This window comes from Pseudomonas sp. JV245A, from assembly GCF_032424515.1.
In the GTDB taxonomy this organism is placed as follows: Bacteria; Pseudomonadota; Gammaproteobacteria; order Pseudomonadales; family Pseudomonadaceae; genus Aquipseudomonas; species Aquipseudomonas protegens.
In genome coordinates this window covers 1-9,464 of the sequence record NZ_VYKE01000177.1, presented here as the reverse complement: position 1 = coordinate 9,464, position 9,464 = coordinate 1, and the positions used below count along the sequence as shown (strand labels likewise).

At 65.5% G+C, this 9,464-nt stretch carries 8 protein-coding genes and 1 pseudogene; 1 reads left to right on the top strand and 8 read right to left on the bottom strand.

All coding sequences use genetic code 11. The features are described 5' to 3' along the window. From F6S12_RS27615 to F6S12_RS27580, 8 genes and pseudogenes are all read right to left on the bottom strand, one after another. Nucleotides 1-293, bottom strand: a pseudogene (locus F6S12_RS27615) (hypothetical protein); the annotation flags it as partial. Between the two features lie 188 nt (nt 294-481). After that, on the bottom strand, nt 482-1,120 hold the full coding sequence (locus F6S12_RS27610; protein WP_065363584.1) for a glutathione S-transferase family protein: 639 nt from the start codon (nt 1,118-1,120) through the stop codon (nt 482-484). A gap of 39 nt (nt 1,121-1,159) precedes the next feature. After that, a complete protein-coding gene (gene rtcA / locus F6S12_RS27605) occupies nt 1,160-2,188 on the bottom strand; it encodes an RNA 3'-terminal phosphate cyclase (protein WP_015635092.1) in 1,029 nt (342 codons plus the stop codon). An 8-nt stretch (nt 2,189-2,196) separates the two neighbouring features. Next, nucleotides 2,197-2,985: a nucleotidyltransferase domain-containing protein gene (locus tag F6S12_RS27600; RefSeq protein ID WP_315869541.1), complete on the bottom strand. Its 789-nt coding sequence runs from the start codon at nt 2,983-2,985 to the stop codon at nt 2,197-2,199. A gap of 15 nt (nt 2,986-3,000) precedes the next feature. Continuing rightward, the gene (locus F6S12_RS27595) at nt 3,001-3,630 is read right to left on the bottom strand and encodes a hypothetical protein (protein ID WP_258611739.1); all 630 of its coding nucleotides are present in this window, start codon (nt 3,628-3,630) and stop codon (nt 3,001-3,003) included. Nucleotides 3,631-3,646: 16 nt separating this feature from the next. Next, the gene (locus F6S12_RS27590) at nt 3,647-4,990 is read right to left on the bottom strand and encodes a hypothetical protein (protein ID WP_015635089.1); all 1,344 of its coding nucleotides are present in this window, start codon (nt 4,988-4,990) and stop codon (nt 3,647-3,649) included. Nucleotides 4,991-4,994: 4 nt separating this feature from the next. After that, on the bottom strand, nt 4,995-6,221 hold the full coding sequence (locus F6S12_RS27585; RefSeq protein WP_041117328.1) for an RtcB family protein: 1,227 nt from the start codon (nt 6,219-6,221) through the stop codon (nt 4,995-4,997). A 772-nt stretch (nt 6,222-6,993) separates the two neighbouring features. Further along, nucleotides 6,994-8,538: an RNA-binding protein gene (locus F6S12_RS27580; protein WP_194238129.1), complete on the bottom strand. Its 1,545-nt coding sequence runs from the start codon at nt 8,536-8,538 to the stop codon at nt 6,994-6,996. Between the two features lie 204 nt (nt 8,539-8,742). On the opposite strand from F6S12_RS27580, the gene F6S12_RS27575 reads away from it, so the two are divergent. Next, nucleotides 8,743-9,464: RNA repair transcriptional activator RtcR family protein (locus tag F6S12_RS27575; protein ID WP_315869540.1), on the top strand; the 722-nt coding region annotated here is incomplete at its 3' end.

Sequence of the window (9,464 nt, the reverse complement as noted above, 5' to 3'; positions counted from 1 at the left end):
GCCCAGCGCACCCGCCAGCCGCGCCGCAGCACCTGGATCTCCACGGCGGCCACCCGTACATGCAACACCGGCATCGCGCACCCGCGTGCCCCCAGGTAATGCCCGCCCTCATGCACCACCAACGCGACAACCCCCAACAGCGAAGCCAGGAACATCGCCAGAAAGGGCTGCAACCCGGACTTGATAGTGAACCCCAGCACCAGCGCGGCGATAAACCAGCCACTGAGCAGCACCAGGCGCTGCACAATCGTCAGCAGAGTGTTCAAGGCCTTGAGCCAGGTGTTGCCATCCATCGAGTACGTCCCTGAGAGAAAACCGACACTGAACCGGGCGCGCAGACTGCCAGCTTCGCCCCAGGAAACTCAACCGCTGATTCACCTCTCTATCACCCCACCTCCTAACCGCAGGAGCGGGCTTGCCGGCGAAGGGGCCCGCGAGCCCTGCATACGGCTGGCGGATGCTTTCGCTGGCAAGCCAGCTCCTACGAGGATGCGGGGGGCCAGTGGCGGGCCAGGACCGCGGCGATACGCGGTTCGCGGTCGATGCGTTGCAGCAGGGCAAGAAAATCGGGATGGCTATCGCGCAGGTGCTCTCGCGCACCGGACCAGCGCGACACCACTGCCGCCTGGATATCCAGGGCACCCGGCGCCGCACCGCCGAAATATGGTCGCGACGCAAACTGCTCGGCGAACAGCCCCCAGCTGCGATACAGGCGCTCGGCCGCGGCGGCGCGCACCCGGGCCTTGAGCGGTTCGTCGGGGTCGCTGATCCAGCGTTCCGGGTAGTCGAGGATGCCGATGGCCGAATAGCAGTTGGCGGCGATGTACACCAGGCCGCGTATCACCTGGGCCCGGGCCGACGCTGGCGCAGGCAGCAACCCGGAGTCGGGAAACTCCAGGCCCAGGTGGATCAGGATCGCCGCGCTTTCGGTGAGGATGCTGCCATCGGGCAGTTGCAGGGTGGGAATCTGCAACAGCGGATTGAGCCGTGCCAGGGCCTCGCGCCCGGGGCTGTCCTCCCAGGGCGCGGCCTCGATGCGGCGGTAGGCCAGCTGGCAGTACTCCAGGGCGATCTCGACGATGGCCGAGCCGGTGCCCTGGCTTCCATACAGGTGATACATGGCGACAACCTCCTTGATGACCCGGGCCCATTAGCCCTTTCACGACAGGGCGTGGCATTGCACCTGCAGTACTTGCTCGCTCAGTGGCCGCGCCTCGATCCGCACCGGCAAAAATGCCTCGATCACCCGGATATTGCTCTGCAGGTGCTCGGTCATGCACGGCGTGGTGAAGCTGCCGCCACCAGCCAGGGCCATGGGCAGCAACAGTTGATCGGCCAGGTGTTCCGCCACTGCGGCACCGGAGTCCAGCCAGTCCCGGGCCTGATCGATGGCGCCGTCGGCGACCTTCTCCGCCCGCAGGCTGTTCTGGCCGAAACCGCAAAACAGCTCGGTCAGGTGCTCGAAGGCGAACTCCAGCAGCAGCACATTGCCCGGGCCGTACTCTTCATCCAGCAGCACCGGGGTGAGCTGCTCGCGAGGCAGTTGCAGGCGATCGTGCACCCGGCGCAACTCGCGTTCCGCCACATGCTCCGGCAGGCCCGCGCTCAAGGCCCAGGCTCGACTGCCGAGCAATGCTCCGCGCTCTTGAAGATGCAAGGGTTGCAGCTCCGAAGGCTGGATAAAGGCCTCCAGCTCGCCACCGCCGGCCGGGACAAAACCATGGCGCAGCAGCTGCAGTTCCACCCGCCCGCCCATGCGCCGCAGTTGCGGCAGCCAGGCCTGCTGGAGGAAATCCACCGGCGGCGCCAGGGGGTTGTGGGTGCCGCCGCTGATGCTCACGCGGCTCGGCTGCGGCGCCCGCAGCAAGGCCGGCAGCAGGGTCTGCAGCACCAGGGTGCAACTGCCGGCGGTGCCGATGGCGAAGCGGTAGTCGCCGCCGCGGATCGGCCCCGGCTCGAAGCTCAGGACCTGGGAGCCAAGCTCGGCCCCAGTGGTTCTGGCGCCACATACCTGGGCCGCCGCCAGCACCGCGGTCAGGTGCTGGCGCAACAGCCCCGGGCGGCTGCGCCGGGCGCGAATATTATGGATACGCAGGGTCTTGCCGGTGAGCATCGACAGGCTCAGGGCGCTGCGCAGTACCTGGCCGCCGCCGATGGCGCCGTCCAGTTCGATTACATCCTGTTTCATCACATTCCTCAGGCGTAGTGCCGGACCGTTTCCCGCAGGTAAGCGTCCAGCAACGCGTTGTCTTCATGGGTACGCACCAGTTTCGGCACCGGGCGTTCCAGCTCGGCGGCGATAAAGGCGTGCAGTGCCGGGCGTCGCGGTCCGTAGGCGGACTCGTCGGCGCAGCGTTTCAAAACCAGCAGCTCGGCCACCTCGTCCAGCAGTGGCTGATGGTCGACGGTGGTCAGCAGGTCGGCGAAGGTCATCGGCGGTCGGCCGCGCCCCTGGTCGATCCAGCGCACCGCGAGCAAGGGCCGCAGGACGTAGAAGTACTTCTTGAAGCGCACGCTGTCGCCTTGCAGGTAACCGCGAAAGTTCTTCCTGGCCATCGACAGATAATGGTTGCGCGCCGCCGGCGGGCTGTAGAACGCCTCGGCCAGCTCGCGCAGGCGCTCGGCGGCGGTCGGTTCGCTGCGGTACACCAGGGGCGAATCCAGCCATTCCAGCAGGGTCGGGTTGGACTTGCGCAACAGCCCCAGGGTCTTGCGCAGTTCCCAGCCGCTGATGTCCAGCTCGTCGTCCAGGGGCCGCTCGATCACGTCGCGCCCGGCATCCACCTGGATGAACCATTCGGGCTTTTCCACATAGACGAAACGCACATCGTAATCGCTGTCGGTAGAGGCAAAGCCCCAGGCCCGACTGCCGGACTCGCAGGCATACAGCACCTGCACATTGCGCTTGCGCTCGATCCGCGCCAGCTCGGCCAATACCCGTTCGCGCATGGCGCTGCTCAGGGGATGGCGCTCCAGATGTTCCATGATCCTTTTCCTTGTTCAATCCGTGGCGCTGGCGGCCAGCACACTCAGGGTCCGGCGCTCGGGGTTCCACACCGTCAGGCACCAGACGCCCCACCACTCCAGGCCATCGTCGAAATACTCACTCCAGGGCAGCCAATGCGGGCCCATGGCCGGGGCCTGACAATCCAGCTCCAGGTCGCCCACCCAGTTGATCACCTGGGGCTGCTGCTGGAGATCGAGCCCCAGCAGGTCCAGCCATTGGCCGTACACCTGGCGGGCCTGCTCGGCCCCACCCGGGAAATGCAGCCCGTACGGTGGCTGGCAAAACGCCCGGTACAAGGCCCAGTCCTGCTGCTCCGGGTCTTCGCAAACCAGTTGCCGGACCTGCTGCGGGCTGAGCCGCTCAGGCAGTGCCCGCTCCGGTTCCCAGCGCATCTGCGGTTCACCAACGTCGGCGTAGCGCGGGTCCTGGCGCAGCTTTTTCCAGGCCTCACGGCGCCTGGCCATCAGGTGTTGATACAGGTGCTGCAAGCCCTGGCGATGCAAGGCCTGATTCACCTCGACACCCGGCTCCACCGCCAGCCGCACAAAATCGAACACGCAAAACGCCGCTTCCAGCTGTTGGCGCAGCGCCTGGCTGTGCTCATCTTCAACCGGGGTCAACATGGCGGTTCTCCTTTCCTCACAACAGCCGCTGGACCGAACCGGCGGGTAATTCCCCGGCGGCTTCCATCGCCTGCAAGCGTTGCACCATGGCCTCGCGCAGGGGCTTGGGGGTCACCGGGTCGAACATCCCGTAGCGGCTGTCGCACCAGCGCGCCAGGGCCTCGCGCCAATAGGCGGCGTCACTGCCGCCCTGCCCCAGGCGCCACAGCAGGTACTCCAACTGACGCCAGCCCGGTTTGAGGGCCAGCATGGCCCAGCGTCGCGCCTTGGGCAGATCGTGCCAATGTTGGTCCAGACGCTGCTCCAGGGCCTCGTCGAATACCGCCCACGGCTGCTGGCGCAACAGGCCCAGGGCGCAGTCGAAGACCTTGTCCGAGGCATCGTCCAGGGCCGCCAGTTGCTCGGCCATGCCACGTTCGCCCAGGGTTTGCAGGGCCTGCAGGCGCACGCTCAGCGCCGGCGAAGCCAGGGCCTGGCGCACCATGGCATCGGCCTGTGGCTCCTGCAGCTCCCTGACCAACCCCAGTAGCCCCAGCCACTGGCGCTTGTTGCCCGGGGCCGGCTGCTGCAAGCGGGCCAGCAGCACTGCCCGCGGGTCCAGCCCATGGCGCGGCGCGGCCCAGTGGGCCAGGCAACGCAAGGCCCCCGAAGGGTCGAGCAGGGCCTGCGCCAGATACTCGCGACAATCGGCCAGGCGCGACAGCAGCAGCCGCAGGGCCTTGACCCGCACACTGGCGCCGCAGCTGCGCATCACCTCTTCCAGCAAGGGCAGCGCCTGCTCATCGGGCAGTTCGGCGCAGGCGTCCACCGCCATCTGCCGCACGCTGACCTCCGGGTGGCGCAGCGCCATGGCCAGCAGTGCCGGGCGGTCCTCGACGCCCTTGAGCAACAGCTCGAAGACAAAGCGCGCAGCCTTGCCCCGGCAAGTGCCAAAGGCCCCTTGCACCTGGTCGCGCACCTGGGCCAGTTGCAACACGGCGCTGGCCCGCTCCAGGGTCGCGCCGTGGTCGGCGCGCTGCTTGCCGGCCAGGGCCAGCAGCGGTGCCAGGGTCTGCAACAGCAGCCCGGCATGCTCCGGCACCCAATAGGCCTCGACCGCCGCGGCGGCCTCCTGGCGAACCTGGGGCACCCAGTCGTTGAGGCGCTCCAGCAAAGCCACCAGGGCCTCTGCCGAAGGCTGCGCGGCCAGCCCGCGCACCGCGGCCTGACGCACGAAACCGTTGCCGAAGCGGCTCAGCTCCAGCCAGGCGCTGTGCCTGTCCAACTCGTCCATCACCTCCCGCACGCGGCGGGCTTCGTAGTCGCTCAGCTGGTACTGCCAGCCGGGCGGGGTTGCTATCAATGCATCCATGTCGTCCATTGTTCTACCCCTTAACGCACACCACCTGACGCAGGGTGTGCAGCACTTCCACCAGCTCGCGCTGGGCGTGCATCACTTGGTCGATGTCCTTGTAGGCCATCGGGATTTCATCGATCACCGCTTCGTCCTTACGGCACTCCACATGGGCGGTCGCGCGGATCTGGTCGGCCAGGGTGAAGGTGTTCTTGGCCTTGGTGCGGCTCATGGTACGCCCCGCGCCGTGGCTGCAGGAGCAGAACGCCTCCTCGTTACCCAATCCGCGGACAATGAAGCTCTTGGCCCCCATCGAACCCGGAATGATCCCCAGCTCGCCCTTCTTCGCCGACACCGCCCCCTTGCGGGTCACCAGCACCTCCTCACCGAAGTGGCGCTCCTTCTGCACGTAGTTGTGGTGGCAGTTGACTGCCTCCAGCGCCACCTCGAAGGGCTTGCTGATCACCTTGCGGGTGGCCTGGATCACCAGTTGCATCATCAGCTCACGGTTCTGCCGGGCGAAATCCTGGGCCCAGGCCACCGCTTCCACATAATCGTTGAAGTGCTGGCTGCCTTCCTCGAAATAGGCCAGGTCGCGGTCCGGCAGGTTGGCGATATGTTGGCGCATATCGGCCTGGGCCAGGTGAATGAACAGGTTGCCGATGGCGTTACCTACGCCACGGGAACCGCTGTGGAGCATGAACCAGACCCGGTTGGCCTCATCCAGGCAGACCTCGATGAAGTGGTTACCCCCGCCGAGGGTTCCCAGGTGCTGGCGGTTGTTGCTGTTGGCCAGGGCCGGGTACTTATCGGTGATCGCCTTGAAGCGCGGATGCAAGGCCGCCCAAGCCAGGTCGGTCTGCTGCGGCACATCACCCCAGGCACCTTTATCGCGACCGCTACGGGGCGAGGTACGGCCGTGGGGCACCGCCTGCTCGATGGCGCTACGCAACCCGGCCAGGTTATCCGGCAGGTCGGAGGCAGTCAGCGAGGTACGGGCGGCGATCATTCCGCAGCCGATATCCACCCCGACCGCAGCCGGGATGATCGCGCCCACCGTGGGGATCACGCTACCGATGGTCGAACCCTTACCCAGGTGCACGTCGGGCATCACCGCCAGGTGCTTGAAGATGAACGGCATCTTCGCGGTGTTCATCAATTGCTGGCGGGCTTCGTTTTCCACCGGCACGCCCTGGGTCCACATCTTGATCGGCTTGCCGTTGGCGACTTCCAGCAGTTGGTAGGTCTTGTGTTCCATGTCGTTGACTCTTTTTCCTGTGGCCGGTGATTCGGCCTTGTTCAATAGGTTGTGCAGGAGCCGGGGCGCAGCAGACGATCTCGGGGGCCTCTTCGCTGGCAAGCCAGCTCCTACGGAGTTGCGGTGTTCGGTGCAGACGGCGACAAGTGGAGGTGGAACATGCAGCGCGCTCTGCCTCTGAGCTAGCACCTTGCGGTGAACGGGACTCGAACCCGCGACCACGCTGTCCTGTAGTTCCACCGGCATTCGCCGGGTCAATCGGTGCAGGCCGGGCCTGCGGGCAGCGACAAGGGAACAGGCACATTTGCTCTACCGACTGAGCTACAGCCTTGCGGCTGGCGGGGTTCGAACCCGCGACACGATGTAGTACCCGTGGCATTCGCTGCCATCCCGCCGAGGCGGGGGGAAAAGATGCGACGACAAGGAGTCGATGAAACGGTGCACTCGCGTTCTGACCATTGAACCACGGCGCCGTTTTCCGGCACCGGCGGGAATCGAACCCGCATCTCGAACCTTGGATGTAGTTCCATCAGCATTCGTCGCAAAAACTGCAAAAAAGGTGGCACGACAAAAGAAGTGACTGATCGCCGGATTCGAACCGGCTTAACCAATATGTACAGCCACTGGCATTCGTGCCGTCACCGGCCCTGACAAGAGTTGCTGAGACGCCTTTGGATGTAGTCACAGCGGCATTCAGGGCCAATGAGCAAAAAATCTGTGGTGTGCGCCGGCTGGCCGGCGCACGGTGTGTTTCATCCTCTACCGATCAGCGTTACATCGCCTCGATAGCCTTTACCCAGTGCTGCGCACCGTAATTGCCCGCAGTGAACTGCTCGATCACATCGAACACCGCGTCACTGAAGCCGCCGACGTTGAGGATGTCCTCGCGGTCCGGTGCCTGGGTCGTGGCCCCGGGCTGCATGTCGATGCACACCAGCTTCGCCTGCGGGTTGATGGCCTTGATCCGCTCCCACTGGCGCATCGTTTCCGTGGCGCCGTGGCGCCGCGCATCGATCCACGACTCGTTGTCCGAGACCAGGATCAACGTGTCCACGCGGCTCTTGGCATTGGCCAGTTGTGCCAGGGGCGCCGAGCAGTTGGTGCCGCCCCCGCCGATGTTCGCCAGCTTCTGCGCGTTGCTCATCACGCTGTCCCGCGGGTTGAGGTGAATGTTCACCACCCCCCGCTCGAACGGCATGACCCGCGCCGCCGGCTGCTTGCGCAACACCGCGGCCGCCACCAGTGCCGCCACATCGATGCAGCGCACCGCGGTGGTGGCGCCCTGGCGATAGCCAGTGACCGGGCTGTGCATCGAGCCCGAGACATCCGGGCAGACCACCACGTTGCCCGCCAGCGCCGGCACGTTGGCCAGGGACAGCTCCAGGGCATCCTGCAGCGCCTCGCGGACCGGCTGCGGCACCTCGTCACCGGCCATGCGGTAGGCCGCCAGCAACTGGTACGGGTAGACCCGGGCCTTGGCCACCTCCCCCGCATCCGCCAGCCGCGCCGCCACGTACTCGGTGCAACCCGGCACCTGGAACGCGCCGTGGCGCGCCAGGGTATTGAGGTTCATGCGCAGCCCCTGCCAGCCCATGTTGCGGGCCTGCCCGGCCCATTGTTCGGCGCTCAGTGTCTCGTTGCCGAGCAACTGGAACGGCACCTGGGGCACTTCCCGGGTCGCTCCGCGGCGAAACGCCAGCAGGTCCCGGGTCAGCTCAGGCAGCGCCTGCACATCCACCGGCTTGCCGATCAACCAGGCAAAGAAGGCTTCACGCCAGGCCTCGCTTGGCTTGGGGTGAACCATCTTCACCACGTCCGCCAGGGACGGCTGGTTGCCGATCGAGGCCTGCAACAGCTGGCGCTCGGTGGCGCTGTTCAACCAGTTCTGCACCAGGCGCTTGGGCTGCGAACCCAGGGATTTGCGCCCGGTCACGCCGCTGCGCAGGATCTGTACGAAGTTGCGCAGCATCTTGCCGTTGTCCACCACCTGGGCGAACAGCTCCGGCACCAGGGCCGAGCGTTGCGCGGTCAGTGCCGCCAGCAGCAGCGCCGGCATGTCCTTCATATGGCCTTGCTGCCGAGCGTAACGGGCGGCCTGGGCGACGAAGCGGCTGTCCAGCTCGCTCACCAGTTGCAGCACCACTTCCAGCTGGCCTTCCGGCGAGGTGTAGAAGGTCGAGTTCAGGCAACCGGTGACCGCCAGCTGGGCCAGGCGATGCTTGGCGTTGTAGGCATAGGCCCCGCCCTTGGAAGCGTTCAGGGTGGTGCTCGCTGGCGCTTTTGCCTGTTGGGTGTTGAACAGCTGGAAGTTGGCCATCTTGGCGTCTCGCTCTGTTGTCTTGTTCGTTGCCAGAGATATTGCAGCCGCTGTGCCAGGTTTTGATTTTCCAACAAATTATTTTTCAACTCATTGATTTATAAGGTTTTTATTTTTTATCACTTTTTCATCAAGTATCCGGCAAGACAAACGCCTCGATAATTTTATATCTTTGCTTATCGTTTTTTATCTCCAGGTATAAACATGTCGAACAAGCCCACGGTCGCCATAGGTTTTGTCGGTTCCACCCTCGATCGCGTCGGCAAGGGTGCCAACCGCTGGAGCCATTGGCGGCCCACGGTCGGTCTGTGCCAGCAGCAGGATGTGCTGATCAACCGCCTGGAGCTGATCCATGGCCTGGACGCGCGGGATGTCAGCCTGGCCGAACGGGTGGCCAACGACGTGCGCCAGGTGTCGCCGGAAACCGAGGTGCGCCTGCACCCCATGGGCCTGAACAATCCCTGGGATTTCGAGGAGGTGTACGGCGCCCTGCACGACTTCACCAGCGCCTACCCGTTCGACACCGAGCGCGAGGACTACCTGGTGCACATCACCACCGGCACCCACGTGGCGCAGATCTGCTGGTTCCTGCTGACCGAGGCGCGCTACCTCCCTGCCCGGCTGATCCAGACCTCACCGGCGCGGCGCCGCGACCCGGACCAGCACGCCACCGGCACCCACGCCCTGATCGACCTCGACCTGTCGCGCTACGACCGCATCGCCTCGCGTTTTGCCCACAAGCGCCTGGAGGGCCTGGCCTTCCTCAAGTCCGGGATCGCCACCCGCAACCCGGCATTCAACCGCTCCATCGAGCAGATCGAGCGGGTCGCGGTGCGCTCCAGGGCACCGATGCTGCTGATCGGCCCCACCGGTGCTGGCAAGTCGTTCCTGGCCCGGCGCATCTATGAGCTCAAGCGTGGCCGGCA